We start from the raw sequence: 25,412 nt of genomic DNA on the forward strand, positions 1-25,412 counted from the left end.
CGCGATCCCATAGGTAGGGGATATTCGAAAGTGATTCGATGTGTCCTTCTGCTCAAAGGCTTCTGAGCTAGGCAGAGGTCTACCCCGATAGGTGAGCATATGAAGACAGCCCGAAGCACAGTTAGGAGCGCAACTTAGCGATGGGTGCAGCAGCCGTGGCCTGTCCGGGGCTGGCCGGATTGGGTCATGGTGCAAAGCCGCTCAACAGGTGTGCGGCGCGGTTATCAAGTAAGCAAGGATGGCAGTGCACACACAAGCCAAGGCCACCATCAGTCCCAGCCACATGCCTTTGCGAGCGAGCATTGCCTCGTCCTGTGCGCGGGCGGCCTCATTACGGTAGAAGGCGGCTTCTTTTTGCGCTTCCAGCGCGCGATTTCGTTCTGCCCGCAGTGCAGCTTCCGAAGCTATCGCGCTGCGCCTGGCGTACTCGGCTCTTTTGTCTTCGCGCTCTTCCTGTTCCCTTCGCCGCCCCTCCAGCATGTGGCTGAACGGCGTCGATCCTGTTATTTGTTGGCGGGGTGGGGGGTCTCCCCCGCTGGGTCGTACTTTGAGCAGTATGGGTTGAATTGGAGTACTTTTTTTGGCGGGGCTGTCTGGTGTTTTTTGAGTTTTTGTCTCGTTACCTTTTGTATTTTTGGAGATGGGAGTTTCTGAGTCCTTGATATTAATCTTGGGGTTTGATGTGGTTGGTTTGGATTTGCTGATTTTCCCGTTGAACTCGATGAGGGGAATCCTCGGTGAAACATGGGTTTCCCGGGTCTTATTGTTTGCATGGCTGGCGGGCTTTGAGTTTTTTGATGCGATATAGGAATGGTTTGATATTTGGGTGGGAGTTTCTACTCCATGCGGGTAGGAGTGGAGAAACGAACCATATTCAAAACGACCTGAAGCCTGCTGCTGGAATAGATTGATATCTTTAGGCGGTGATGGCGATTGCGATGAGCCTTTTGAGTTTGATGTTGTCAATCGGAGGTCAGGTTCCGGAAGGCTCTGTGGCGATTGGGTAGTTTCATTCCCGAGAATTTCTTCAGGCGACAAGGCAGAGATGCTTGCATTCAAGGCCGCTCTCATCCTGTCCAGGGCTTTGTGATCACGTCCTGCGATGGATCCACTCAGGCCTGCGGCCTGTAAGCTGAGATCAGCAGGAGTAGTGGGGCTTTGCCCAAGATGATTTTTGGGCATGTTGCTTTCCGATTCTCTGTCTTCTTGCAACTTTTTCGGATCTGTCATTGCTCTCTCACGGTCTCAGATGTGATCAGGCTATTGTGTCATCCCGGCCGCTTGGGCCTATGCCTTTGCAAGGCAATGAAGCACTTGCCGGTCATCCTTGTCCTTGGCGCAGTCAACGGGCCTGCGGCGCCCTTGACGGCATCAATACTCGGTGTTTCTGAACCGTCAGCCGAAGCATTGACGATGTGCCAATAGCGCCTCACTCGTCCGCGTTGTTTCTGCCCGGCCCCTTCACTGGCCCACGCCCTTGCCCAGCGACAGTATTTCGCTCGCATGCACGATGGCTTGGGCAATCTCCTCCACCGAGCTGCGCCGGCTCATGGCCTGGGCGCGGATCATGTCGTAGGCCTGGTCTTCGTTGATCTGGTGGGTTTGCATGAGGATGGCCTTGGCTTCGGCTACGCGGCGCTGGCCCAGCAGCTTGGCCTGGAGCTTGGCGATGCGCTGCTGCTGCTGGCGTGATTCCTTGTGGTTTCTGCGCGCCAGCACCAATGTGGACAGCAGGCCGAAAGAGCGTATGGGCGAGGGCAGGATGGCTTGCACCTGCAGTTCCAGCACGGCGGAGACGATGGTGGGGTTCTCGTAGTTGACCACGGCGATGGCGGTGGGCGGGCTCTCTCCCTCGCCCTGGGTCCAGGCGTAGTTCAACTGCAGGTGATCGGGGCGCACGGCCAGGAAGACCACGTCCGTGCCCTCGGGCAGGCTGGGCTGGGGCGGCCAGATGGCCTGGACCTGGCAGCCTATGCGCTGCAGCTGCTGGGCCAGCAGGCGGCCGTCCGCGTCGTCGGGGTGGACGACGGCAATGCGCAGCTGGCGCAGTTCCTTCAGTTGGGGCGAGGTGGCACGCAGCAGCGGTTTTCTTTCCAGCAGCGGCCGGCCTGTGGCAGCGCTGCCGGCGTCCTTGTTCGGGGCGGCATCCACGCTCAGTTCTCCAGGGCACCGAGGCTGGCGGTCCAGTCGCCCAGGGAGTGGGTGACCAGGTAGGGGTCGGGCGAGACGGCCCGAGTGGCCTGGCGCACGATGGTGAAGCCGCCCTGGGCATTGGCGCGGCCCACGCGCGGGTGCAGCCAGGTGTGGTGGTTGTCGGGGTCCAGCCGGATGCGGCCCTGGGGCGCGTCGAATTCGCTGCCCAGCAGATGGGGCAGCAGCTCGCCTATTCGATCACTGCCGGCCTGGCGGAAGGCGTTGGCGAACAGGTGCATCTGAAAGTAGGCGGCCTCCCAGCACAGGTTGGGCCGGCAGTCGTCCCCCAGGCGCTGGCGCAGCCGGGCCAGGCAGCGCGCGTTGGCGGGCGAATCGATGGACTGGAAGTAGGGCGCGGCCGTGAAATGTCCGCTGGCCACGTCGGCCCCCATCTGGGCGATCTCGGCCTCGGAGGTGGTGAGGCTGGCAATCGGCATGGTCTGCGGGCTGAAACCCGCATCGGCATAGGCGCGGTAGAGGCTGGCCGTGGAATCGCCGACCACGGTGGAGAAGATGAAGTCCGGCTGCCTGACGCGGATGTCCTGCATGATGGCCGCGTAGTCGCGCTCGGTGGCGTCCAGCGGCAGGTAGTGTTCACCGAGCTTGTCGCTGCCCGGGTGCTGCATGACCAGCTCACCCATGATGCGGTTGGACTCGTAGGGATAGATGTAGTCCGAGCCGATGAGGTAGACCCGTGCGCCGAAGCTGCTGGTCATGTAGTCGGCCAGTTGCACGCTGTTCTGGTTGGGCGCGGCGCCCGTGTAGATGACATTGCCCGAGAACTCGAAGCCTTCGTAGAGCGTGGGATAGAACAGCAGCTTGTTCCATTTCTCGACGATGGGGATGACGGCCTTGCGGCTGCTGGACATGTAGCAGCCGAAGATGACGTTGATGCCGTCGCGCACGATGAGCTGCTCGGCCAGGGCCGCATAGCGGGCCGGCGTGGAGGCCGGGTCGTAGCGCACTGCGACCAGTTCACGCCCCAGCAGGCCGCCCGCCTCGTTGATTTCGTCGATGGCCAGCTGCGCGCCCTGCAGCTGGGACTGGCCGATGGTCGATGTGGTGCCGGTGGCCGAGTAAAGAATGCCGACTCTGACGGGGTCGTTCATGGGTTCCTTCTGTGCCAGGTACTGGCTTGCGTTCTTTGCAGGCTTCAGGTTAATCGAGATTTCCGTGGCGCTTGCCGTGGTCAGCGGCCGGCTGCGAGCCTTGCGCCCATCTGGGACAGCCGCCTTGGCAGATGCCGCGCGTCGTCGGCAATGCCGTAGTTGCGCCCGCCAAAGATATGGCGCACATAGCCGTCTGCCTGGCTGTCCACGGCCAGGCAACTGATGCGTATGCCTGCGGCGCGGGCCTGCTGCACGGCGTGGCGCGCGTCTTCGATCAGGTAGCGATCGTCATGCACGTCGATGTCGGCGGGTGCTCCGTCGGTGATCACCAGCAGATGGCGCTGGCCAGCAGGCTCGGCTGCCAGCAGGCTGCTGGCGTGGCGCAGGGCTGCGCCCAGGCGGGTGGAATGGCGGCCCTGCAGTGCCTGCAACCGGGTGGCCGCTGCTGCGGCAAAGGGTTGGCCGAAGTCCAGCAGGCGCAGGTAGCGGACTTCGGTGCGCGTGTTGGACGAGAAGGCGTGGATGGCCAGGCGGTCCACGCCGGTCCTGTGGCCTGCGCGCGATTCGGCCAGCATGAGGGCCGCCTGTTTCTCCAGCTCCAGCAGGCTGGCGCCGTGGGGGCCGGGCGTGTTGACCGATTCGGAAGCGTCCATCAGCACGAGCACGCTGGTGGGGCGCGGGCCTTTGCCGGCACGCATGAAAAGGCGAGGTTCCGGTCGCAGGTTCAGGCGGCGGTCCACCTGGACCTCGATGGCGGCATTGAAGTCCAGGTCATCGCCTTCCCACTGGCGGCGCAGGCGCTGGCGCCGGTCCAGCTGGCGTGCGGGCGGCAGCGGCAGGGGCGGCAGTGTCTGTCTGCCGGCCTGGGAGCCTTTCCCGGCCAAAGCCTCGGCCTGCCATGCGGGCAGGGTGTCGATGACGGTGCACCAGTCCGTCTTCAGGCGCTCCGACCTGCGATCCCATTCGGGATAGCTGTGGCGCGACAGTTCCAGGCCTGGGTCCAGCGACTGGCCTTCCTGTGCATCGGACTGCTGTCCTGCGCCGGCCGATGGAGGCGGAGCTGCACGCGCAGCGGTCTGCTGCAGCGCGAGTGTGTCTTCCTCGCCCTGAGGCGGCTCCGGATGCTGCCAGAGATAGCTGTTGTCATCACGGTAGATGCTGGGCACGGCATGGTGCTGCGGGTCCATGCGCACGCGCATCTGGCCCAGGTCGTTGGCCAGGATGGACGCAATGGCCCGGAATGCGGCGTAGTCCTCCAGCCCGTGGCGCGTGGCGGTGTTCTCGAACAGGTCACGGGCCTTGTGGATCCAGTGGTTGCCGTCCATGCGCTCTGGCCACAGCAGCATGCGGTCCAGCCGGGCCATGAAGGCGGCAAAGCCCAGGTCGGATGGGTCGGGCTCGGGGGCGATGCAGGCCTCGAACCAGCGGCGCACGCCGGGGTGCTGCAGGCACAGCAGCCGTTCCACGCGCGCATCTTCCAGTGCGCCCACCACGGCCTGGCCCATGGGCTTGAGGGCGCTGCTGTCCTGGCGGGCGGGCGAAAAGCGCAGATGGGCTGCGGCATGGGCCATCGTGGCTGCGTGCAGGTGTGCCTGCATGGGCAAGTTGGCGGGAACCAGCAGCCGGGCAGGTTGGCTGATCAGCACGGCGCGCGGTGGCAGGGCGTGGGCCTGGCCCGGCGCCGGGGCACTGGCCGGCATCCTGGCCAGCGCCTGCACGGCGACAGGCTGGCGTGCCAGGCCGCTGGCCAGCAGGCCCAGCGTGTGCAGCAGGCGGGACTCTTCGGGCAAGGCAACGGAGACGATGGCCATGGCGCGCGGCCCTCAGGCGCCGAACTCTGCTTCGACCAGCTGGCGCAGCGCGGCGGCCGTGTCGGGGTCGTCGGTCAGGGCGCTGGTGATGGTCATGTCGCAGCTGTCGTGCACCGGCATGCCGTCGCGCATCAGCAGGCCTGCGTAGATCAGCATGCGGGTGGAGGCGCCTTCGTCCAGGCCCCGGTGGCGCAGTTCGCGCGTGCTGCGCGCCAGGCTGACCAGGCTGCGAGCGGTGGCCGGGGCAATGCCGGTCTCGTGGGCCACGATGTCCGCCTCGATCTCGGGCGCCGGGTAGTCGAAGTCCAGCGCCGCGAAGCGCTGGCGGGTCGATGGCTTCATGTCCTTGGCGCTGCTCTGGTAGCCGGGGTTGTAGGAAATCACCAGTTGGAAGTCGGGGTGCGCGTGGACCACCTCGCCCTTCTTGTCCAGCGGCAGGGCGCGGCGCGCATCGGTCAGCGGGTGGATGACGACCGTGGTGTCCTGGCGGGCCTCCACCACTTCGTCCAGGTAGCAGATGCCGCCGTGGCGCACGGCCAGGGTCAGCGGGCCGTCGTGCCAGGCCGTGCCGTCGGCATCCAGCAGGTAGCGGCCCACCAGGTCGGAGGCCGTCATGTCCTCGTTGCAGGCCAGCGTGACCAGGGGGCGCTTGAGCGCCCAGGCCATGTACTCCACAAAGCGCGTCTTGCCGCAGCCCGTGGGGCCCTTGAGGATGAGCGGCATGCGGTGCTGGTAAGCCTGGCGGTACAGCTGCACTTCGCGGCCCGAGGGGCGGTAGAAGGGCTCTTCCTCGATGCGGTAGGCCGCCAGCGGGTCGGCGGCCTGGTTGGCAGGAGCGTGCAGCGGGCCTGTGGTTGTTGTCGTGCTCATCTTCACTCTTCACCTTTCCGTGTTCATGGGCGGGCCTGCCCCAGGCCTGCAGGCTCGGAGGCAGGACGCTGTCAGCGGTGCTTGGGCGCCTCGTGCGGAATGCCTTCGATGGGGCATTCGGGCGTGCCTACGGTGGTGCGTGTGAAGGACTCCACCATCTCGCGCGTGCCCTCGGGATCGTTGACCCACTGGCTGTAGAAGTTGTAGGGGCAGGCGGCCACGCCCTTGTCCCCGTCGCCGGAGTTGATGGTGCCGGTGTAGCCCCGGTGCACCAGCTTGAACAGATGGTTCTGAGACTGGCCGTTCTTGCGCGCATCGCGGATCAGGTGCTTGGACAACTCGGCGTACTGGATGCCCATTTCCTCCTCGCCGGTCTCGCCCAGGGTGCGGCCGTCGAAGCCGATGATGGCTGAGTGCCCGAAGTACGAGTACACGCCATCGAAGCCCGCCGCATTGGCCACGGCCACGTAGCAGTTGTTCATGAAGGCCATGGCCTTGGAGACCATGATCTGCTGCTCCTTGGCCGGGTACATGTAGCCCTGGCAGCGCACGACGAGCTCGGCGCCACGCATGGCGCAGTCGCGCCAGATCTCGGGGTAGTTGCCGTCGTCGCAGATGATGAGGCTGATCTTCAGGCCCTTGGGGCCCTCGCTCACATAGGTGCAGTCGCCGGGGTACCAGCCCTCGATGGGTACCCAGGGCATGATCTTGCGGTACTTCTGCACGATCTCGCCCTGGTTGTTCATGAGGATCAGGGTGTTGTAGGGCGCCTTGTTGGGATGCTCCTCATGGCGCTCGCCCGTCAGCGAGAACACGCCCCAGACGTTGGCCCTGCGGCAGGCGTCGGCGAAGATTTCGGTCTCTTCGCCCGGGATGGCGCTGGCCGTGTCGTACATCTCCTTGGCGTCGTACATGATGCCGTGCGTGGAGTACTCGGGAAAGATCACCAGGTCCATGCCCGGCAGGCCGCGCTTCATGCCCACCAGCATGTCCGCGATCTTGCGGCAGTTGTCCAGCACCTCGGCCTTGGTGTGCAGGCGCGGCATCTTGTAGTTGACCACCGCCACGCCGACGCAATCGTTGCTGCTGGAAATATCTCCGTGTCTCATGCTGCTACTCCTGAAGGGGTTGAGGGGGCGGCGCGCGGCATCACAGCCCCCTCGATTCCCGGCCAACAAAAAAAGGCCCGAACCGCTCCGGGTCATGGAGCGGTTCGGGCCTTGTTGCCCGACATCTGCGCTGGCAGCTTTGGCAGCGGATGTCGTCTTGTCGGTAATGCGGGAATGAATCGGGGCGATGCCTTATCGCCGTGCATGCATTGTTGCCATGCACCCGCTCCGCGCATATACGTCATATGCCGGTTGTGGCGGGCGCGAGGCCGTGGTATTTTCCGCGCGCGCTCTGCGCCCTGGTCCCTCAGAAGGACCCGAACATGGTGCCGAGCGTGATCACCAGCACCAGGGCCAGCAGTGGCGCGCCAATGGTCATGATGGCGATGTTGCCGTATGACTGGCGGTGCGTGAGGCCGCAGATGGACAGCAGCGTGATGATGGCGCCGCTGTGCGGCAGGGTGTCGAAGCAGCCGGCCGCCATCACCGCCACGCGGTGCAGCAGCTCGGGGCTGATGCCCAACTGGGCGGCCATGGCCAGGTAGTCCTTGCCCAGCGTGGACAGTGCAATCGACAGGCCGCCCGACGACGACCCCGTGATGCCCGCCAGCACGTTCATGGCCACGGCCTCGGAGATCAGCGGGTTGTGTGGCGCCACGTTGAGCACGGCCTCGCGGATGATGGCAAAGCCCGCCAGCCCCGCGATGACCGCGCCGTAGCCCACCTCCGAGGCCGTGTTGAAGATGGGCAGCATGGAGCCCAGCACGCCCTTGTTCACCGACTCCTTGAGATTACGCCAGCGGCCCAGGCCCAGCAGCACCAGTGCGGCGCAGGCCACGGCCAGGGCCATGATCAGCGCCCACAGGCCCGTCTGCTTGGCCGGGTCCACGGCAGGAAAGCGTTCCTTCAGAAAGCCGAAATCCATCTGCGGGAACACACCGTAGGTCAGCAGCGCATTGACTGCGATCACCAGTACCAGCGGCAGCAGGGCCAGCAGCAGCGGCAGGTCCCGGCGGCTGTGCAGGGCGGGATCGCTTTCTTCATGCAGCCCCTGCTCGACGGCGTCGTCATGGTCGCCGTAGCCTTCGCCGGCCACGCGCGCCTTGGCCGCGCGCGACTGCAGCCACCACAGGCCCAGGGCCAGCATGGTCATGCCGCCGATGATGCCCAGGCCCGGCGCCGCGAACACATTGGTGCCGTAGTAGGGAATGGGAATGGCGTTCTGGATGGACGGCGTGCCCGGCAGCGCCGTCATGGTGAAGGTGAACGAGCCCAGCGCGATGGTGGGCGGTATCAGCCGCTTGGGCACATGGGCCGCGCGGAACAGAGACTTGGCAATCGGATAGATGGCAAAGGCCACCACGAACAGCGACACGCCGCCATAGGTGAGCACGGCGCAGGCCAGCACCACCGTGAGGATGGCGTGCTTCTCGCCCAGCACGCGCATGATCCAGTGCGATATCGCGGTGGCCGCGCCCGAGTCCGCCATCAACTGGCCGAACAGCGCGCCCAGCAGGAACACGGGGAAGAACTGCAGCATGTAGTTGCCCAGGGCGCCCATGAAGGTGCTGGTGTACAGCGGCAGCATGTGGCCCAGGTCGCCGGACAGCAGCACGGCCACGGCGGCCATCAGGGGGGCCAGCAGCAGCACGGAGATGCCTCGGTAGGCCAGGAACATCAGTCCCGCCAGTGAAATCACGATTGCCAGGGTACTCAAATCGTCTCCAGTCCAGTAGTTCTAGTCAAAAAGACAGAATAAATGCGGATGGGTGACAATTTGGCGTAATTGGCGTGCTTTGTGGATGATTTGGCGCAATATATCGCCACGTTATCCCCATGTTTACCCGGCCTGTGCGCCGCTGCGCGACTGCAGCCGCAGTCTCAAGGGCGTGGATGGCCGCAGCGTGACCTGCAGCACAGGGCGGGGGGCGCCGGCACCTTCGGGCACGCTCAGCCGCAGACGCTGCAGCACCATGGCCGCCACCACCGTCATCTCCGTGCTAGCCAGGTGCTGGCCCAGGCATACGCGCGGGCCGGTGCCAAAGGGCATCCAGCTGCCGCGCGGCGCGGCAGGGGCGCCGTCCTTGTCGGCATCGGCGAAACGCTGCGGCTGAAAGGCATCGGGTTGCGGGAACCAGCGCGCATCGCGTTGCATGAGGCCGGGCGCAATCATGAACAGGGTTCGCGCGGGCAGGCGCCACGGACCCAGCTGCACAGGCCGTGTGCAACGCCGGCTGATGAGCACCGGCGCGGCCGGGTACAGGCGCATGGCTTCTTGAAGGCTCCAGCCCAACTGGCGCAGCGCCGGCAGGTCCTGCGCCGTGGGCGTGCGGCCCTGCAGCTGTTCCTGGATCTCGTCGGCCACCTGCTGCTGCGCCTCGGGATGGGTGGCCATGCACCAGGACCACCAGGTCAGGCTGCTGGCCACGGTTTCGTGACCTGCCAGAAAGGCCGTCATGCACTCATCGCGCACGGCCTGCAGTGTCCAGGTCTGGGCGTCGCCCCGGTGCAGGCGCAGCAGGCGGCTGAGCAGATCCTCGGGCCAGTCTGCATCGGCCTGCGCCAGCCGGAGCCGGACCTGCCGGTCGATGAAGCTGCGCAGCCAGGCAAGCGCCCGGCGCTTGCGGCGCTTCCAGGGCATGGCATCGGGCCAGCGCAGGGGCCAGTAGAACTCGCTGTTGGCGGCATGGCTGACTTCGCGGATGGCCTGCTCCGCGGAGCGCGCATCCTCGCCGATGGCGCCGGAGAACATCAGCCGCATGATCACATCCATGGCCAGGGCGGTCAGCGCCTGTTCCATGGGAAAGTCCTCGGACTGCTGCGGCCAGGCCTGCAGCGCGGCCTGCGCGGCTGCGGCCAGGGCCGGTATCTGGGCCTGCACGGCTTTGGGGGAGAAGGCCGGCAACAGGGCCTGCCGCTTGCTGCGCCAGCGCTGGCCTTCGCTGACCAGCACGCTGTGGCCGTGCAGTTGGGCAAAGACCGAGATGCCGTGCTCCCAGCGCACCAGCGCATCGTGCTGGCCGACCAGCAGCTCGCGCACCAGTTCGGGATCCGTGACGACGACCTGGTGCTCTGGCCAGATGCGCAGATGGATGGCATCCCCGTGCTCGCCGCGCCACTGCGCCAGCGTACCCAGCAGGTCGCGCGACATGCGGCGCAGCAGGCCCCAGCCCATGAGCCCCGGTGCCGGGCCGGGTGGCCAGGCCGTGGAGGCCATCTGCTCGGATTGCTCGGATTGCTCGGGTTGCGCAGGTTGCGCGGATTGCCGCGCTTGCGTGGCAAAGGGGCAGGAGGCTGCGTTCGACGGCGCCGGTGTGCAGGTATCTTGCGTGGGATTCGGGCGGTTCATGTTCCCATGCTCGCTGGTCACGCCGCCCGTGGTCTTGAACGAAAGCGTCACGGGATCGGCGGGCGGCAAGGCCTACACTGCGCCTCCATGGATGCCGTCGTGATGCCCGAAGCCGAAGCCGCAATCGAAGCCTGTACGTCCAGTGCCTTTGCTGCCTGTCCGCCCCTGCATGCCAGGGCCGCGCGCTGGGCAGGCCAGGGGCGGCAGCCGCACTCCATGCTGTATCCCGCGCCGGCAGGGCTGCATGGTGCGGTGGTGGCCGTCGTCTGCCGCGATACGCGGGGCGTGGTCCTGGACGATGCGCAGCGGCTGTCGCATTTTCCCGCCACCCCCATGGTCTGCCTGTCCTGGTACCAGGACATGGCCGCAGGCCTGGTGGGCGTGCAGGGCTGCGAGCCCTTTGAGGCATCCGTCATGCTTTCGGGCAGCCAGACAGCGCCCACGGCGAGCTGGGCCAGCGGGCCGGGCCGTGGCGGCATGGTCTGCCTGCACCTGGATGCCGCGCTGCAGCTGTTCGGCTCCGGCGTGCTGCAGGCGCAGGATGGCTTTGTCGCGGCAGCCGGGGTGCTGGGGCCGTCCTGGTCCGCGCTGTGCCAGGCCCTGCTGCATGCGCAGGACGATGCCGGCACCCTGGACGCGTTGCAGCGCCACCTGGCGCCGCGCTGGCGCGAGGTCCGGGGGAGCGCCCTGCAGGTGCTGCCCTCATTGCGCGAGCATGGGCGCCACTGGGTGGCCTGGCTGGGGATGCAGGCGCTGCAATGGCAAAGAACGCTGGGCGCGCGCCAGGTGGAGCGGCGCATCAAGCAGTTCAGCGGACGCTCCCTGCGGCAGTGGCAGGGCATGGTGCGCACGGAAAGCCTGTTCCATGCGGCGCGGCGCCGCCATGAACAGGGACAGGCGCTGGACTGGGCCGCGCTGGCGCTGGACGAGGGCTTCTCCGACCAGGCCCATATGTGCCGCGCCGTGCGCCAGATCACGGGGTTTTCGCCGGGGGAGTTTGCGCGGCGCTTCGAGCACGATGAATCGTTCTGGATGTATCGGCTCTGGGTTTGACCCGGGGGTCTGCTCCGCTTGCGTGTCCGTCACGCTACAGCATTTTTTGCATGGTAGAAAACGCGGGGGCTGCAAGCCGTTTCCCTGTGAAAACAGGTCCTGAATGCCGCTGTAAAACCCTAAGTCTTCTACAAGACTTAAAAAATGTGGCGGGTTCCGCTTAGAATTTTGTATTGTGGGATCGCATTGCAGAAAACGCCGGGGCAGCATGCTGGCGCGACGGGGCATTGCGTGACGGTCCTACTGCCTCAGGCTGCACCGGCCCCGTTTCCCCTAGCGGATGCCCGGTTCGACGGCCTGCGGCGCGACCCCTACCTTTTCACTACCTGAGACAAGAGATGAGCACGCAGCAACCCACCATCATCTACACCCTGACCGATGAGGCTCCGCGCCTTGCCACCAGTGCCTTCCTGCCTGTGGTGCGCGCCTTTGCCGCACCCGTCGGCGTGAATGTCGAGACCGCCGACATCTCCGTGGCCCACCGCATCCTGGGTGAGTTCTCCGAATTCCTGGCCGAAGACCAGCGCGTGGCCCACACCTTGTCCGAGCTCGGCAAGAAGACGCTGGAGCCCGATGTCAACATCATCAAGCTGCCCAACATCAGCGCCTCCGTGGCCCAGCTGACGGCTGCCATCAAGGAGCTGCAGGGCAAGGGCTACGCACTGCCCGACTACCCCGAGAATCCGACCAACGACCAGGAAAAGGACATCAAGGCACGCTACGGCAAGTGCCTGGGCTCGGCCGTGAACCCCGTGCTGCGCGAGGGCAACTCCGACCGCCGCGCTCCTGCCGCCGTCAAGAACTACGCCAAGAAGCACCCCCACTCCATGGGCGAGTGGAAGCAGTGGTCGCAAACCCATGTCTCGCACATGGAGCACGGCGACTTCTACCACGGCGAAAAGTCGATCACGCTGGACGCCGCACGCGACGTCAAGATGGAGCTGACCACCAAGAGCGGCAAGACCGTGGTGCTCAAGTCCAAGGTGGCACTGAAGGCCGGCGAGATCATCGACTCCATGTTCATGAGCAAGAAGGCGCTGTGCGACTTCTACGAAAAGGAACTGGACGACTGCCGCGACGCCGGCATCCTGTTCTCGCTGCACGTCAAGGCCACGATGATGAAGGTCTCGCACCCCATCGTGTTCGGCCACTGCGTGAGGATCTACTACAAGGAAGCCTTCGAGAAGCACGGCAAGCTGTTCGACGAGCTGGGCGTGAACGTCAACAACGGCATGTCCACGCTGTACGAGAAGATCGAGACGCTGCCCGCCTCGCTGCGCGAAGAGATCATCCGTGACCTGCACGCCTGCCAGGAACACCGTCCCGCGCTGGCCATGGTGGACTCGGCCAAGGGCATCACCAACTTCCACTCGCCCAACGACGTGATCGTCGATGCGTCCATGCCCGCCATGATCCGCCAGGGCGGCAAGATGTGGGGTGCCGACGGCAAGCCCTACGACTGCAAGGCCGTGATGCCTGAGTCCACCTTTGCCCGCATCTACCAGGAGATGATCAACTTCTGCAAGTGGCACGGCAACTTCGACCCCAAGACCATGGGCACCGTGCCCAACGTGGGCCTGATGGCGCAAAAGGCCGAAGAGTACGGCTCGCACGACAAGACCTTCGAGATCGAGGAAGACGGCGTTGCCAACATCGTCGATCTGGCCACCGGCGAAGTGCTGATGAGCCAGAACGTGGAGCAGGGCGACATCTGGCGCATGTGCCAGGTCAAGGACGCTCCCATCCGCGACTGGGTCAAGCTGGCCGTCACGCGTGCCCGCAACTCCGGCATGCCTGCCGTGTTCTGGCTGGACCCCTATCGTCCGCACGAGGCCGAGCTGATCAAGAAGGTCAACACCTACCTCAAGGACTACGACACCACGGGCCTGGAAATCCACATCCTGTCTCAGGTCCGCGCCATGCGCTACACGCTGGAGCGCGTGGCCCGCGGCCTGGACACCATCTCGGTGACGGGCAACATCCTGCGCGACTACCTGACCGACCTGTTCCCCATCATGGAACTGGGCACCTCGGCCAAGATGCTGTCCATCGTGCCCCTGATGGCCGGCGGCGGCATGTACGAAACGGGTGCTGGCGGCTCGGCTCCCAAGCACGTGCAGCAGCTGGTGGAGGAAAACCACCTGCGCTGGGATTCGCTGGGCGAGTTCCTGGCACTGGCCGTGTCGCTGGAAGACCTGGGCATCAAGAACGACAACGCCCGCGCCAAGCTGCTGGCCAAGACCCTGGATGAAGCCACGGGCAAGCTGCTGGACGAAGACAAGTCGCCTTCGCGCCGCACCGGCGAGCTGGACAACCGTGGCAGCCAGTTCTACATCGCCCTGTACTGGGCACAGGCCCTGGCGGCGCAGACGGAAGATGCCGAACTGGCCTCCAAGTTCGCTTCGCTGGCCAAGCAACTGGCTGACAACGAGTCCAAGATCATCGAAGAGCTGCGCGCCGTGCAGGGCAAGGCCGTGGACATCGGCGGCTACTACATGCCCGACGTGGCCAAGATGGATGCCGTGATGCGCCCCAGCGCCACGTTCAACGCAGCCATCGACGCGCTGCTGTAAGCCACTGTGCCGGGGCCTGGCCCCGGCAGGCTTCAGCCATGACCGGCCGACCCGCAAGGGCGGCCGGTTTTTTCATGCCTGCAACGGCGGGAAAGAAAACCGCAGGCGAAAAAAAACCGGCCCAGAGAGCCGGTTTTTGGAAGCTGCGCCGTGATCAGTAGCGACCGCCGCCGTGGCCGCCATTGCCGTAGCCGACGTCCGAACGCTTGCCGGCGTAACCCTGCGGGCTGTAGCCACCGGAGCTGCGGCCTTCTTCACGGGGACGGGCCAGGTTCACGACGATCGAGCGTCCGTCCACGGACATGCCGTGCAGGCCGGTGATGGCGGCTTGGGCGACTTCGGCAGAAGCCATTTCCACAAAGCCGAAGCCCTTGGAGCGGCCGGTTTCGCGGTCCATCATGACCTTGGCGGAGGCCACGTTGCCGAACTCGGCAAAGTTGCTTTCCAGGCTGGAGTCGGTCACGGAGTAGGGCAGATTGCCCACGTAGATTTTGGTGGTCATAGGAAAACCTCTTCGATTGGATGTGCGCAAAAGGGCGCACCGTTGGCATGCATGCGGCGGACTGTGCAATCCGCGGCGGTGAATGGGTGGGAGGGCGACAGGCAGCCGGGCAGGCAGGCCGTCAGCACGCAGGCGGATGCTGCATGCAGGTCTGAAGCCAGCCCTGAGTGACGGCAAACAGCCGTGCTGCTTCGCGGGAGGCGAACGCCTTGTCGAAACGGAATACGCGGCAGTAGCTGCCGTTGCCTTGGGAGCGATGGACCGCGAAGGAGGCGCGGAAGCGGCCGCAGTCGGTCGGGTGTGTCGAGGGCGAGACGACGTACTTGCCCATGGGAATGCCGGTGTTTGAAATGTGGTTCAGTCAGGTTCGCAGGCTTGAACAGGCCTGCGTGAGCATCTGGGAACTCGGTTGGCTGCAGCTCTACAGACCAACTGTGCGACAAAGGTCGCAAGAGACATCCTGCGGGGAGCGGCGGACAGCCGTTGTGCAGGGAAGGGAAGTGGGCGGCTTAAGCGCTTGGCCTCAACAACGGAGCTGACTATAACCTGTTGTGTATTTAGGCGCAACTTAATATTCTTTTTAATTGTAAAACAGTGCGTGGCCGCCGATTTTGTTATGTTATAACGTAACTGTTTTGATGCAGGGCAAGGTCGCTGCCCGCCCTTTTTGACCAGGAAACCACCATGTCCCACTCCCTGACCACCAAGCAACAACGCGTGCTCGACACGCTGCGCCAGGCCGGCGCGCCGCTGACGGCCTACGCGCTGCTCGACCAGTTGCGGGACCACGGTTTGACGGCCCCTACCCAGGTCTACCGCGCGCTGGACAAGCTGGCCGAGCAGGGCGTGGTCCATCGCCTGGAGTCGCTGAATGCCTATGTCTGCTGCTCGCATCCGGACGAGGGCAGCCATGATTTCTCGGCCTTTGCGATCTGCGACAGCTGCGGCCAGGTCGATGAGTTCGTGGACGACGCGCTCAACCGCTGCCTGGGCAGCTGGGCGCATGGCAATGCCTTTGCGCTGGCCCATTCAAACATCGAGCTGCATGGCAAGTGCTCCGCCTGCACCGCGCTCCCCGCCTGAGACCCCTCCCTGCGCATGCGGCCGCAGTGCCCGCCGCGCGATCCCTGTCCCTGTTCGAGAGATTCCATGATGCATACCGTAGCGCCGGTTCAGCCGCCGCATGCCCGATTGCCTGTGACCGTGCTGTCGGGCTTTCTGGGCGCGGGCAAGACCACCTTGCTCAACCACATCCTGCACAACCGCGAAGGGCGGCGCGTGGCCGTCATCGTCAATGACATGTCCGAGGTCAACATCGACGCGGCCCTGGTGCGCGATGGCGGGGCCGACCTGTCGCGCACCGACGAAAAGCTGGTGGAGATGAGCAATGGCTGCATCTGCTGCACGCTGCGCGAGGATCTGCTGCTGGAGGTGGCGCGGCTGGCGGGCGAGGGCCGTTTCGACCAGCTGGTCATCGAGTCCACGGGCATCTCCGAGCCGCTGCCGGTGGCCGAGACCTTCACCTTCGCGGGCGAGGACGGACGCAGCCTGGGCGATGTGGCGCGGCTGGACACCATGGTGACCGTGGTCGATGCCTTCAACTTCCTGCACGACTATGGCTCGCGCGACAGCCTGCGCTCGCGCGGCGAATCGCTGGGCGAGGAGGACCGCCGCACCGTGGTCGATCTGCTGATCGAGCAGGTGGAGTTCTGCGATGTGATCGTGCTCAACAAGATCGACCTGGTCACCGAGGAGGACTGCACGCGGCTGATGGCCATCCTGCGCGGGCTCAACCCGCGTGCCAGGCTGGAGATCGCCTCCTTCGGCCAACTGCCGCTGGATCGCGTGCTCGATACCGGGCTGTTCGATTTCGAGGAGGCCTCCAGGGCGCCGGGCTGGCTGCAGCAATTGCGTGGCACGCACCAGCCCGAGACCGAGGCCTATGGCGTTGCCAGCTTTGTCTACCGCGCCCGCCGCCCCTTTCATCCCCGGCGCTTCTTTGGCCTGGTGCAAAGCGAATGGCCGGGAGTGGTGCGCTCCAAGGGGTTTTTCTGGCTGGCCAGCCATCCGGCGCTGGCCGGTTCCTGGTCGCAGGCTGGCGCCGTGGCCCGCCATGGGCCGGCCGGCCACTGGTGGGCCGCCGTGGAGGCCGAGCGCTGGCCGCGCGACCCCGAAAGCGTGGAGCGCATCCTGGACAAATGGGTCGATGGCGTGGGCGACGCGCGCCAGGAACTGGTGCTGATCGGCATGGGCATGGACGAGGACGCGCTGCGCGCCCGCCTGGACGAGTGCCTGCTGACCGATGCAGAAATGGCCCTGGGCCCACAGGCCTGGGCGCAATGGGACAACCCGTTTCCCGACTGGAATTGAACGAATACCGCGCCGGCCTGGGTCGGCGTGGCCACTGGAGTCCCGAATGCCTGCACCTCTTCCCGATGTTTCCCTGACCGATCCCGCTCCCAGCCTCAGCCCGCTGCAATGGGTGGGCATGCAGGGCATAGACCTGCCCGTGACCGTGGCCGAGCCCGGCTACTGGCGCGAGCTGCATGCGCGTGCCGATGTGCAGGTCGATCTTCCTGCGGCCCATGTCAAGGGCATACACATGTCCCGGCTGTACCGGCAACTGGACAGCCTGGCCGAGGAGTCCGCGCTGTCTGCCCTGGCGCTGCGCCACGCGCTGCAGGCCATGATCGACAGCCACCTCGACTGCCAAAGCCGCAGCGCCCGGCTGCGCCTGTCGCTGGACCTGCTGACCCAGCGGCCGGCCCTGGTCACCCACGATCTGTCGGGCTGGAAGTCCTATCCCGTGCGCCTGGACGCCACGCTGGCGCAGGGCGTGTTCCAGCTGCGGCTGCAGGTGAGCGTGGGCTATTCCTCGACCTGCCCCTGCTCGGCGGCACTGTCGCGCCAGTTGCTGGAGCAGGGCTTTTTGCAGGCCTTTGCGGGCGAGCCGCTGGTGGAGCCGGACCAGGTGGCTTCCTGGCTGCGCCGGCATGGCACTCTGGCCACGGCACACAGCCAGCGCAGCGAGGCCCAGGTCAGCGTGGACCTGGCCTGTGATGCGCCCGACCTGGGCATCCTGCCCCTGATCGCCCGCGTGGAGCAGGCGCTGGGCACGCCCGTGCAGACCGCGGTCAAGCGCGCCGACGAGCAGGCCTTTGCCGCGCTCAACGGCCGCAACCTGATGTTTGTCGAGGATGCGGCGCGCCGCATACAGGCCGCGCTGGAAGGCAGCTACGCCCGGCCGCGCGTGCATGTGCGCCACATGGAGAGCCTGCATCCGCACGACGCCGTGGCCTGGGCATGACCGGCGAGCCGGCACCCGTTTCTCTACAACCCAAGGAGTTTTCCCATGCAAGTTCTCTCGTCCCTCAAGGAAGCCAAGCTGCGCCATCGAGACTGCCAGGTGGTGTGCCGTCGCGGCCGCATCTACGTCATCTGCAAGAGCAACCCGCGCTTCAAGGCCCGCCAGGGCGGCGCAAAGAACAGGCGCAAGGGATGATCCGCAAGAACCCGCGCGGCGACCTGCCGCGCATCCATGCCAGCGCCTTCGTGGACCCCACGGCCATCCTGTGCGGACTGGTGGTCGTGGAAGAGAACGTCTTCATCGGCCCCTATGCGGTGATCCGTGCCGACGAGATGGATGCGGACGGCCACATCGACCCCATCGTGATCGGTGCCCACTCCAACATCCAGGACGGGGTGGTGATCCACTCCAAGTCCGGCGCGCGCGTCAGCGTGGGGCAGCACACCTCGATCGCCCATCGCGCCATCGTCCACGGGCCCTGCACCGTGGGCAATGGCGTGTTCATCGGCTTCAACAGCGTGCTGTTCAACTGCGTGGTCGATGACGGCTGCGTGGTGCGCTACAACGCCGTGGTCGATGGATGCCACCTGCCGCCAGGCTTTTATGTGCCGTCCACTGCGCGCATAGGCCCGGAGACCGACCTGTCCACGCTGGCCCAGGTGCCCGCCGACGCCAGCGATTTCTCCGAGGACGTGGTCCGCACCAACAACGAATTGGTGCGCGGCTACAAGGCCATCCACAATGAGTTCTAGAACAAAGCACCCCCTGAGCGGCTACGCCGCTTCCCCCTATCTCGCTGCGCGGGAGGGGGACGACACCCTCGGTGCGGGGCGGCGCGGCCGGCATAGGCCCTTCCTCGGTGTCCCTGAGCTGGGGTGCGCCAGTCTCGTGGACCGTGGACGGTTGGTAGCGCGCATTGGCGTGAATCACTGAGACAAGAAAGGGCTGCATGTCCGATTCCGCTGACCTCAAGAACCTGGGGCTGAAGGCCACGCTGGCGCGACTGTGGGTACTGGACATCTTTCGCCACGGGGACCAGCGGCATTTGGCGGCGGAGGAGGTCTACCGCCAGCTGCATGACCAGGGCCGGGGCACCAGCCTGGCCACGGTCTACCGCGTGCTGGCGCAGCTGGAGCAGGCCGGCATGCTGCGCCAGCAGCGCTTTGCGGCGGGCAAGGCGGTCTATGAACTCGACGACGGCGAGCACCATGACCACCTGATCTGCACGCGCTGCGGCCTGGTGCAGGAGTTCCACGATGCCGTGATCGAGCAGCGCCAGAAGCTGCTGGCGCGCTCGCATGGCTTTGCCATCGTGGAGCACTCCCACATCCTCTACGGGCGCTGCATCAAGCCCGACTGCGAACGGCTGGCGGGCCGGCAGGAGGCTAGCTCTCCTTGAGGCTGCGCTGCGCACGCTCGCAGATGCGGCGCGTGGCGGGCACGGGCGATTCCTCGAGCCATTGCGCGCACAGGGCGCGCACCCAGTCGGGCCGGCTCTTGGCCGCGTCGTTGAGCCAGTTGGCCACCGAGTCCTGCACATAGGGCGAGGCATCGGCGCGCAGCCGCTGCAAAAGGGGCAGGGCGATCTCCGGCTGCTGCTTGAGCGCCGCGATATGGCTGCACCAGACGCCGCGCGGCCGCAGGGCCTCGCTGGCGAAGCGGCGCAGGCGGTCGGAGGGCCGCCTTGTCCACCGAGACAACTCGGCCACGGCCTGCGGCAGATCGCTGGCCAGATGCGGGCGCACGCCCATCCACGACCATTCGCGCACGCCGAAATGCGGGTCATCGGCCAGCGGCTGCACCAGCTCCAGGCGCTGGCTCAGGGTCAGGCCCGGCTGCGCGCCGGCCATGAAGCAGGCCCAGCCGCGCACCGTGTCAGAGCGGTGCGTGAGGCAGCGCTGCCAGCCGGCCTGGCCCAGTGTCTGCCACAGCAGGCCGCCAATGCACTCCATGCGCTTGAGAATGCCAAGCTGGCCCAGCGCCTGCGCCGTGTCCTCCAGTTGCGGCCACGCGTCAGGAAAGACGGCCTGCAGCAGCCGGGCCTGGTCCACGGCCAGGCTTTCGGTCAGCGTGGCGGTCTCGATCTCGCCCAGGGACAGGGCCTGCAGCAGTTCGGGAGTGATATCGACTGTGCGGTTGGCGCCCTTGCGGCGGGGGGCGGGCGCCGTCATGCGCTGGCCTCCACGCCTGCGGCGGCCTTGGCCAGCAGCTTTCCCAACTGGCCGCGTTCGGCGGGCGACAGGTTGGAAAACAGGCCGGCGATCCATTGGCTGTGCCGGGCAAACAGCTTGCGCGCCAGCTGGCGGCCCTTGGCGGTGAGCTGCACGCGCAGCGCTCGGCGGTCGGCCGGGTCGGGCAGGCGCTCGGCCAGGGCCTCGCGTTCCAGGCCGTCCAGCAGGCCGGTCACGGTGGCGCGGGTGATGCCGGCCTGCTCTGCCAGGTGGTTGGGCGCCAGCCCTTCGCTGGCGGATTCCAGCAGGAACAACAGCACGAAGCGCCCTTCGGACAGGCCATGGGGCGCCAGCAGCGCGGCGCAGTCACGGTCGATGCGCGCAGCCAGGGACAGGGTCTGGAAGCACAGCCGCATGCTGTCCACGTCGTCCAGCTTGCGGCGCTCGGCCTCGGCCAGCAGGGCCTGGTATTTCTGTTCGAGTTGCATGTGGCAAGCATACAGTATGGTGGCTAACCATGTGGCTGCGCCTCCAGGCAAGCAGTGGCCTGTGCGCGATGGCTGCGCTTGCGGCGCAGCCTGCGCACGCCTATGAGCACGCCCGTGGCGCTCATCAGCAGGCCGCCCAGGCTGAAGGCCAGCAGCAGCCCATCCCACAGCGGCCGGCGCTGCAGCAGCGGCAGCCAGTCCCAGCTGTGCAGCATGGCGAACAGCCAGCGCTTGAGGCGCTGCGTGCCGTCCAGCCGGCCCAGCACCTGGCCCGTGTGCGGGTCGATGTGCACCCAGCTGGCCGCGGCATCGCCAAAGACCACGCGCAGCACGGGCAGGGGCTTGTCATGGCCGCCCATCATGGTGTGCTCGGCGCGCTCGTACCAGTACAGGTCGTGCGCGGTCAGCCATTCGCTGCGCAGCACGGGTGCGTCGATCAGCACGGCCGCGCGGTCCAGCAGGGCCTCGCGCGAATGGGCTGCGGGCGCTGCGCTGGCGCTGTCCAGCACCAGGGGCGTGCCGGCTGCGGGCTGGGCCAGCACCTCGGTGCGGCCTGCGGTGCGCAGCCAGCGCAGTTCGCGCACGGGTCCGCCCGCTGCGGCAATCAGCGACTGCGGCGTGGCGTCGCCCCCTGTCAGGCGCAGCGGGCCCTGCTGCCACCGGGCCATGTGCAGTGGCGGCGTGCCTGTGTCGAACAGACGCCAGGGGTTCATGGACATCAGGCCGCTGAAGATCCAGGCCAGCGTGGTCAGCGCGAACAGCAGGCCCGCCACATGGTGCCAGCGCATGGCGCGGCCCGGGTAGGGCGTGCGCCGGCCGCTGCGGTAGGGCTGCCTGAACCGCCAGCGCATCACCCCGACCACGGTGCCGGTGATGGCCACGGCAATGCCGAACAGCGACAGCACGTTGACGATGTCGGCCCAGGCGCCGTCAAAGGCATTGCCCCGGAACATGTACAGCCAGTGCAGCCAGGCGCCCAGGTAGTTCCAGCCGCGCTCGGTGCGCGTGGCATCGCGCACCACCTCGGCCGTGCGGCCGGAGATGTAGAGCAGCGTGCCCTGGGCATCGTCCATCTGCACGCGGTGCAGGGGGCGGTGGATGTCCAGCGCGCGCGAGTGGCTGAAGGCATCCTCATCCACCGTGCCCAGGTAGTGCAGGCCCGTGCCGTCCTCCGCGAAGGCGCGGGCACTGGCCAGGGCCTGCGCCTCACTGGTGGCGGGCAGCACCTGGCCGCTGGCCGCATCAATGGCCACGGGCTGGCGCCGCCCCTCGGGCGTGGCCAGGTAGCTGGCACGGCCGGCGCTGCCGGCATGCAGGCGCAGATCCTTGAGCGGGCCGTCGATGCCGGCCGCATGCAGCGCCTCGGCGGGCGCGAGCAGGGCGGCGTTGCCATCGAGCGGGGGCAGGTGGCGCAGCCGTTCGGCTTCGGTGAGCTTGGGGTAGCCCACGTACATCATCACCATGCCCGAGACAAACCACAGCGCAAAGAACAGGCACACGGCAATGCCCAGCCAGCGGTGCAGCAGGAACAGCCAGCGTTTGAGGTGAAGGCGCATGGCGCGGCCCTCTCTCAGAACGCCACGCGCAGCGTGATATCGGCCGTGCGCGGCGCCCCCAGGTAGGCCATGGTGCTGGTCAGGCTGGCGGCGTAGACGCGGTCCGTGGCATTGCGCAGCCGTGCAACCACGGTCATGCGCGGGTCGATGCGGTAGCTCAGGCCCAGGTCCAGCAGCGTGTAGGCAGGCCAGGACAGGGTGTTGGCCGCATCGGCATAGATGCCTCCCACGCGGCGCAGCCCGGCGTTGACCTCCAGGGCCGGCGTGATGCGGTAGCTGGTCCAGAGGTTGAGCACGCTGGCGGGCGTATTCGTGGGCCGCTTGCCCGCCAGGGACACGCCGCCTTGCTGGTAGTTGTCATAGCGCGCGTCCACATGGCTCCAGTTGCCCTGGACCGACCAGCGCGGCGTGGGCGCCAGGCCCATGGACAGCTCCACCCCGCGCGAGGACTGCTGGCCCACCAGCACAGTGCGCGTGCTGTCCTGCGGGTCCTGGGTGGAGATGTTGCGGCGCGTGATGTGATAGACCGCCAGCGCCGCCGTTCCCTTGCCCTGCCAGAACGACAGCTTGCTGCCGGCCTCCACCTGGCGGCCCGTGGTCAGCCCGGTGTTGTTGATGGCGTCGGCAAATGAGGCGCCCATCAGCATGCCCGACGGCGGATCGGCCGCCGTGGAGAACTGGGCGTAGAGATTGGCCTCGGGCGTGGCATCCCAGACCAGGCCCACGCGCCCGGTCGTCGGGCTATAGCTGCGGCTGTAGCTGGCGGGCAGCGCGGGCGTTACATCGCGCCGGTTGGTCAGGTCCACGTCGATGCGTTCATGGCGCAGGGCGGTCAGTAGGTGCAGGGCCGGGGTGAGGGCCGTGCGGTTTTCCAGGTACAGGGCGGTGGTGGTGACCTTGTTGTCGCGGTCGGGCCTGAAGCCGGGTGCCATGCCGGGAATGTCGTAGAAGTTCTCTGTCGTGAAATCGTAGGGATTGACCGTGCTCACCGTGCCAGACAGGCTGTTCGGAAAGCGTGTCTGCCGGTTCACGCTCACATCCAGCCCAAAGGCCCATTCGCTGCGCCGGCCGGCCAGCTCGCCCAGGTAGCTGCCTTCGATGCGATCGCCCACCATGCGCTGGTCATGGCGCTGCAGCAGCGCAGCCGAGCGCACCACCGCGCTGTTGTCGGGCGTGAAGCGGTAGGTCTCCACGTTGCGGTAGTCGCGCAGCGCGTCATAGGCGTAGAAGGTGTTGCTCAGCTTGAGCCGGTCGCTGGCCCGCCATTCGGTGATGGAGCGCAGCCACTGCACGCGCTGGGCATACAGGCCGTCGGCGCTGTTGTAGTTCTTGCCGAGGGTGGCCTCGTCAATGCGCGCCTGGCCGCGCAGCGGGTTGAGCAGCGGCGTGCCCCAGTAGGGGCGGTCCACGCGCTCATGCTGGGCTTCGTAGGCCAGGGTGTGCGTCAGGCCGCCACCCAGGTCGGACAGCAGCGAGGCCGCCAGCTGCGTGGAGCGCGACTGCGTGCCGCCCACCCAGCTGCCGGCATCGCGGTGGTTGAGGTCCAGGCGCAGGTAATGGGTCGTGCCCTGGCTGTCGGTGGCATCGCCCAGGCGGCGGTTCAGCCCGACGGAGGCTTCTTTCAGCCCATAGCTGCCCAGGCGCAGCTGGCCTTCGGTGAAGCTGTCGCGCTGGGCCAGCTTGGTGATGTAGTTCAGCGTGCCGCCCACGCCGCCTGCGCCGTAGAGAAAGCCGGAAGCGCCGCCAATGGCCTCCACCCGGTCGTAGATCCAGCTGTCCACGGGCCGGGCCGCAATGGAGTACTGCAGATTGATGCCGTTGAACAGCTGGCTGACCGACCCCGTGCCGAAGCCCCGGTAGCTGATGCCGATGTTGCCGGGCGGGCTGTAGGCCGTGACGCCCGGAATGGAGCGCAGGATCTCCTGCGTGTCCTGGGCGCCGCGCGCCTCGATGGCGGCGCGGTCCACGATGTGCACCGAGGCCGGTGTTTCCCGCGCCGTCAGGCCCAGGCGGCTGGCCGTGCCCACGGTCTTGTTCAGCGGCAGCAGTCCGTTGGCGTCGGCCGTGGCCTGGTCGGAGACTTCGACGGCGGGCAGTGCCGCCTCGGCCAGGGTCTGCGCGTGCGCAGCAGGTGCCCATGCGGCGCCCAGCGCGCAGCACAGCGCCGTGGCCAGGGGATGGAGACGAAAGGCGTGCGTGGATGCGCGCACCGGCGCCGCCATCGCGGGGAAAGGGGAAGAATTCACGAACTGACTCCGGGTCTTGCACCGCGCATGCGGCACAGGCGGGCCGGGCGCGCATCAGCAGGCCCGGCGGCGATTCAAGAGAACACGGCAGTCAGCGGGGGAGGGCCGCGCGCCGGCAGCGGCGCACGTGTGACGGAGGCAATGTGCGCCGCCACCAGCGGCAGCAGCGCGTGGGCCAGCGGTTGCTGGTGGGGCACGGCCATCTGCGGCAGCGCCGGCGGCGGTGCGCCAGCGGGCAGGCACATGGGGCAGTCAAGCTGGTGGTGGCCCATGCCCGGGGCTGCGCTTTCGCCCAGCGCCACCAGCTTGACGTCGCCGCTGGCCGTGCAGACCAGCTCGAATCCCTGGGGATGGACCAGGGGTGAGGCCACGGCAACGCCCAGCGTCACGGCAAACCAGGCCAATATCAGCCGGGTGAGCCAGAACGAGGAGCGAAGCGCTTGCATGGGGCGTGATTATGGCTTGGGGGCTGGCGTCGGTGTGAACAGACTGCCGCCCAGCTTGACGCCAGCCTTCAGGCCGCGCTTGGCGAACCAGCCCTGGTTCATCTCCAGCACATAGCGCACGGGCTTGGCCGAGCAGTGCGAGTCCTCGGTCATGGGCTTCATGTCGGCCAGGTTCACGATGGTGCCGTCATCGGCCACGAAGGCGGCGGTCAGCGGCAGCAGGGTGTTGCGCATCCAGAAGCACTGCACGGCGGGCACCTCGAAGACGAAGATCATGCCCTCCTGCGCGGGCATGTCCTGGCGGAACATCAGGCCGATGGCGCGCTCGCGGTCCGAGGCGGCCACCTGGGCATCGATGCGGTGGAACCCGGCCGTCAACTCCACGCGGCGCAGATTCATCTGGGGGCTGCCCTGGGGCTGTGCGCCTGCCGATACGGCGGCGCCGGCCAGGCAGGCGGCCATGAGCAACCGCTGCAGCGCGCGGCGGGAAAGGGATGTGAGGGGTGTCGAAGGCTTCGTCATCTTGCACATTCTGTCGCAGGGGGCGCGTGGCCGGACGCAAAAATCGGCCTGGCCGGGCCATCATGGCCGGGCGGGCGGCAAAAAGCCCGCAGTGCATTGCTGACTTG

At 66.6% G+C, this 25,412-nt stretch carries 24 protein-coding genes; 8 read left to right on the forward strand and 16 right to left on the reverse strand.

Translation table 11 applies throughout. From position 1 onward, the window contains the following. Positions 1-201 precede the first annotated feature (201 nt). From DA1_RS30675 to DA1_RS23570, 8 genes are all read right to left on the reverse strand, one after another. Positions 202-1,230, reverse strand: coding sequence for a hypothetical protein (locus DA1_RS30675; protein WP_155294239.1), 1,029 nt, complete (start codon positions 1,228-1,230; stop codon positions 202-204). A gap of 231 nt (positions 1,231-1,461) precedes the next feature. After that, positions 1,462-2,151 (reverse strand): ANTAR domain-containing response regulator, encoded by a 690-nt coding sequence (locus tag DA1_RS23540; protein WP_034393316.1) that lies wholly within the window; start codon positions 2,149-2,151, stop codon positions 1,462-1,464. Between the two features lie 2 nt (positions 2,152-2,153). Next, on the reverse strand, positions 2,154-3,302 hold the full coding sequence (locus tag DA1_RS23545; protein ID WP_034393318.1) for a transporter substrate-binding domain-containing protein: 1,149 nt from the start codon (positions 3,300-3,302) through the stop codon (positions 2,154-2,156). Positions 3,303-3,382: 80 nt separating this feature from the next. Further along, on the reverse strand, positions 3,383-5,113 hold the full coding sequence (locus tag DA1_RS23550) for a nitric oxide reductase activation protein NorD (RefSeq protein WP_034393320.1): 1,731 nt from the start codon (positions 5,111-5,113) through the stop codon (positions 3,383-3,385). 12 nt (positions 5,114-5,125) lie between these two features. Further along, a complete protein-coding gene (locus DA1_RS23555; RefSeq protein ID WP_034393323.1) occupies positions 5,126-5,983 on the reverse strand; it encodes a CbbQ/NirQ/NorQ/GpvN family protein in 858 nt (285 codons plus the stop codon). A 71-nt stretch (positions 5,984-6,054) separates the two neighbouring features. After that, complete coding sequence (locus tag DA1_RS23560) at positions 6,055-7,092, reverse strand: aliphatic amidase (RefSeq protein ID WP_012205469.1); 1,038 nt, start codon at positions 7,090-7,092, stop codon at positions 6,055-6,057. Between the two features lie 307 nt (positions 7,093-7,399). After that, entirely contained in the window at positions 7,400-8,809 is a 1,410-nt protein-coding gene (locus tag DA1_RS23565) for a GntP family permease (protein ID WP_034393326.1), read from the reverse strand. Between the two features lie 123 nt (positions 8,810-8,932). After that, positions 8,933-10,441, reverse strand: a complete 1,509-nt coding sequence (locus DA1_RS23570) for a cytochrome P450 (protein ID WP_080737002.1) — start codon at positions 10,439-10,441, stop codon at positions 8,933-8,935. A gap of 102 nt (positions 10,442-10,543) precedes the next feature. On the opposite strand from DA1_RS23570, the gene DA1_RS23575 reads away from it, so the two are divergent. After that, positions 10,544-11,494, forward strand: a complete 951-nt coding sequence (locus tag DA1_RS23575; protein WP_034398522.1) for a helix-turn-helix domain-containing protein — start codon at positions 10,544-10,546, stop codon at positions 11,492-11,494. A 338-nt stretch (positions 11,495-11,832) separates the two neighbouring features. Then, positions 11,833-14,067 (forward strand): NADP-dependent isocitrate dehydrogenase, encoded by a 2,235-nt coding sequence (locus tag DA1_RS23580; RefSeq protein WP_013802520.1) that lies wholly within the window; start codon positions 11,833-11,835, stop codon positions 14,065-14,067. 154 nt (positions 14,068-14,221) lie between these two features. Here the strand turns inward: DA1_RS23580 and rbp are convergent, their stop codons facing one another. Both rbp and DA1_RS23590 read right to left on the reverse strand, forming a co-directional pair. Further along, the gene (gene rbp, locus DA1_RS23585) at positions 14,222-14,569 is read right to left on the reverse strand and encodes an RNA-binding regulator (RefSeq protein ID WP_012205474.1); all 348 of its coding nucleotides are present in this window, start codon (positions 14,567-14,569) and stop codon (positions 14,222-14,224) included. A 121-nt stretch (positions 14,570-14,690) separates the two neighbouring features. After that, complete coding sequence (locus tag DA1_RS23590; protein WP_012205475.1) at positions 14,691-14,900, reverse strand: hypothetical protein; 210 nt, start codon at positions 14,898-14,900, stop codon at positions 14,691-14,693. Positions 14,901-15,253: 353 nt separating this feature from the next. Between DA1_RS23590 and DA1_RS23595 the strand changes: the two genes are divergently transcribed. The 6 genes from DA1_RS23595 (at position 15,254) to fur (ending at position 19,275) form a co-directional block, all read left to right on the forward strand. Then, on the forward strand, positions 15,254-15,652 hold the full coding sequence (locus DA1_RS23595; RefSeq protein WP_051940745.1) for a Fur family transcriptional regulator: 399 nt from the start codon (positions 15,254-15,256) through the stop codon (positions 15,650-15,652). Between the two features lie 66 nt (positions 15,653-15,718). Continuing rightward, positions 15,719-16,939, forward strand: a complete 1,221-nt coding sequence (gene zigA, locus DA1_RS23600; RefSeq protein ID WP_034393333.1) for a zinc metallochaperone GTPase ZigA — start codon at positions 15,719-15,721, stop codon at positions 16,937-16,939. A gap of 46 nt (positions 16,940-16,985) precedes the next feature. Then, positions 16,986-17,876, forward strand: coding sequence for a GTP cyclohydrolase FolE2 (gene folE2 / locus DA1_RS23605; RefSeq protein ID WP_034393335.1), 891 nt, complete (start codon positions 16,986-16,988; stop codon positions 17,874-17,876). A 45-nt stretch (positions 17,877-17,921) separates the two neighbouring features. Then, positions 17,922-18,071, forward strand: coding sequence for a type B 50S ribosomal protein L36 (gene ykgO / locus DA1_RS23610; RefSeq protein ID WP_034393339.1), 150 nt, complete (start codon positions 17,922-17,924; stop codon positions 18,069-18,071). Then, positions 18,068-18,628 carry a gamma carbonic anhydrase family protein gene (locus DA1_RS23615; protein WP_013802514.1) on the forward strand — a complete coding sequence of 187 codons (561 nt, stop codon included), beginning with the start codon at positions 18,068-18,070 and terminating at the stop codon, positions 18,626-18,628. Before ykgO ends, DA1_RS23615 begins: the two co-directional genes overlap by 4 nt. Positions 18,629-18,825: 197 nt before the next feature. Beyond that, complete coding sequence (gene fur / locus DA1_RS23620; RefSeq protein WP_013802513.1) at positions 18,826-19,275, forward strand: ferric iron uptake transcriptional regulator; 450 nt, start codon at positions 18,826-18,828, stop codon at positions 19,273-19,275. Here fur and DA1_RS23625 read toward each other — a convergent pair. From DA1_RS23625 to DA1_RS23650, 6 genes are all read right to left on the reverse strand, one after another. Further along, positions 19,262-20,047 (reverse strand): DNA alkylation repair protein, encoded by a 786-nt coding sequence (locus DA1_RS23625; RefSeq protein ID WP_034393342.1) that lies wholly within the window; start codon positions 20,045-20,047, stop codon positions 19,262-19,264. The genes fur and DA1_RS23625 overlap by 14 nt on opposite strands. Continuing rightward, the gene (locus tag DA1_RS23630; protein ID WP_012205483.1) at positions 20,044-20,535 is read right to left on the reverse strand and encodes a MarR family winged helix-turn-helix transcriptional regulator; all 492 of its coding nucleotides are present in this window, start codon (positions 20,533-20,535) and stop codon (positions 20,044-20,046) included. Before DA1_RS23630 ends, DA1_RS23625 begins: the two co-directional genes overlap by 4 nt. Positions 20,536-20,558: 23 nt before the next feature. After that, entirely contained in the window at positions 20,559-22,091 is a 1,533-nt protein-coding gene (locus tag DA1_RS23635) for a PepSY domain-containing protein (protein WP_034393343.1), read from the reverse strand. A gap of 14 nt (positions 22,092-22,105) precedes the next feature. Next, the gene (locus tag DA1_RS23640) at positions 22,106-24,313 is read right to left on the reverse strand and encodes a TonB-dependent receptor (protein WP_034393345.1); all 2,208 of its coding nucleotides are present in this window, start codon (positions 24,311-24,313) and stop codon (positions 22,106-22,108) included. A gap of 98 nt (positions 24,314-24,411) precedes the next feature. Then, positions 24,412-24,783, reverse strand: coding sequence for a DUF2946 family protein (locus tag DA1_RS23645; protein WP_034393346.1), 372 nt, complete (start codon positions 24,781-24,783; stop codon positions 24,412-24,414). A gap of 9 nt (positions 24,784-24,792) precedes the next feature. After that, on the reverse strand, positions 24,793-25,305 hold the full coding sequence (locus DA1_RS23650) for a DUF192 domain-containing protein (RefSeq protein ID WP_174549413.1): 513 nt from the start codon (positions 25,303-25,305) through the stop codon (positions 24,793-24,795). Positions 25,306-25,412 lie beyond the last annotated feature (107 nt).

Source organism: Delftia acidovorans NBRC 14950, from assembly GCF_001598795.1.
GTDB classification, from domain to species: Bacteria; Pseudomonadota; Gammaproteobacteria; order Burkholderiales; family Burkholderiaceae_C; genus Comamonas; species Comamonas acidovorans.

Bases quoted from the DNA above. Each gene is read 5' to 3' on its own strand.
- DA1_RS30675 (WP_155294239.1), bottom strand. From the start codon at position 1,230: ATGACAGATCCGAAAAAGTTGCAAGAAGACAGAGAATCGGAAAGCAAC.
- DA1_RS23545 (WP_034393318.1), bottom strand. From the start codon at position 3,302: ATGAACGACCCCGTCAGAGTCGGCATTCTTTACTCGGCCACCGGCACC.
- DA1_RS23550 (WP_034393320.1), bottom strand. From the start codon at position 5,113: ATGGCCATCGTCTCCGTTGCCTTGCCCGAAGAGTCCCGCCTGCTGCAC.
- DA1_RS23555 (WP_034393323.1), bottom strand. From the start codon at position 5,983: ATGAGCACGACAACAACCACAGGCCCGCTGCACGCTCCTGCCAACCAG.
- DA1_RS23560 (WP_012205469.1), bottom strand. From the start codon at position 7,092: ATGAGACACGGAGATATTTCCAGCAGCAACGATTGCGTCGGCGTGGCG.
- DA1_RS23570 (WP_080737002.1), bottom strand. From the start codon at position 10,441: ATGAACCGCCCGAATCCCACGCAAGATACCTGCACACCGGCGCCGTCG.
- DA1_RS23575 (WP_034398522.1), top strand. From the start codon at position 10,544: ATGCCCGAAGCCGAAGCCGCAATCGAAGCCTGTACGTCCAGTGCCTTT.
- DA1_RS23580 (WP_013802520.1), top strand. From the start codon at position 11,833: ATGAGCACGCAGCAACCCACCATCATCTACACCCTGACCGATGAGGCT.
- rbp (WP_012205474.1), bottom strand. From the start codon at position 14,569: ATGACCACCAAAATCTACGTGGGCAATCTGCCCTACTCCGTGACCGAC.
- DA1_RS23590 (WP_012205475.1), bottom strand. From the start codon at position 14,900: ATGGGCAAGTACGTCGTCTCGCCCTCGACACACCCGACCGACTGCGGC.
- DA1_RS23595 (WP_051940745.1), top strand. From the start codon at position 15,254: ATGTCCCACTCCCTGACCACCAAGCAACAACGCGTGCTCGACACGCTG.
- zigA (WP_034393333.1), top strand. From the start codon at position 15,719: ATGATGCATACCGTAGCGCCGGTTCAGCCGCCGCATGCCCGATTGCCT.
- folE2 (WP_034393335.1), top strand. From the start codon at position 16,986: ATGCCTGCACCTCTTCCCGATGTTTCCCTGACCGATCCCGCTCCCAGC.
- ykgO (WP_034393339.1), top strand. From the start codon at position 17,922: ATGCAAGTTCTCTCGTCCCTCAAGGAAGCCAAGCTGCGCCATCGAGAC.
- DA1_RS23615 (WP_013802514.1), top strand. From the start codon at position 18,068: ATGATCCGCAAGAACCCGCGCGGCGACCTGCCGCGCATCCATGCCAGC.
- fur (WP_013802513.1), top strand. From the start codon at position 18,826: ATGTCCGATTCCGCTGACCTCAAGAACCTGGGGCTGAAGGCCACGCTG.
- DA1_RS23625 (WP_034393342.1), bottom strand. From the start codon at position 20,047: ATGACGGCGCCCGCCCCCCGCCGCAAGGGCGCCAACCGCACAGTCGAT.
- DA1_RS23630 (WP_012205483.1), bottom strand. From the start codon at position 20,535: ATGCAACTCGAACAGAAATACCAGGCCCTGCTGGCCGAGGCCGAGCGC.
- DA1_RS23635 (WP_034393343.1), bottom strand. From the start codon at position 22,091: ATGCGCCTTCACCTCAAACGCTGGCTGTTCCTGCTGCACCGCTGGCTG.
- DA1_RS23640 (WP_034393345.1), bottom strand. From the start codon at position 24,313: ATGGCGGCGCCGGTGCGCGCATCCACGCACGCCTTTCGTCTCCATCCC.
- DA1_RS23645 (WP_034393346.1), bottom strand. From the start codon at position 24,783: ATGCAAGCGCTTCGCTCCTCGTTCTGGCTCACCCGGCTGATATTGGCC.
- DA1_RS23650 (WP_174549413.1), bottom strand. From the start codon at position 25,305: ATGACGAAGCCTTCGACACCCCTCACATCCCTTTCCCGCCGCGCGCTG.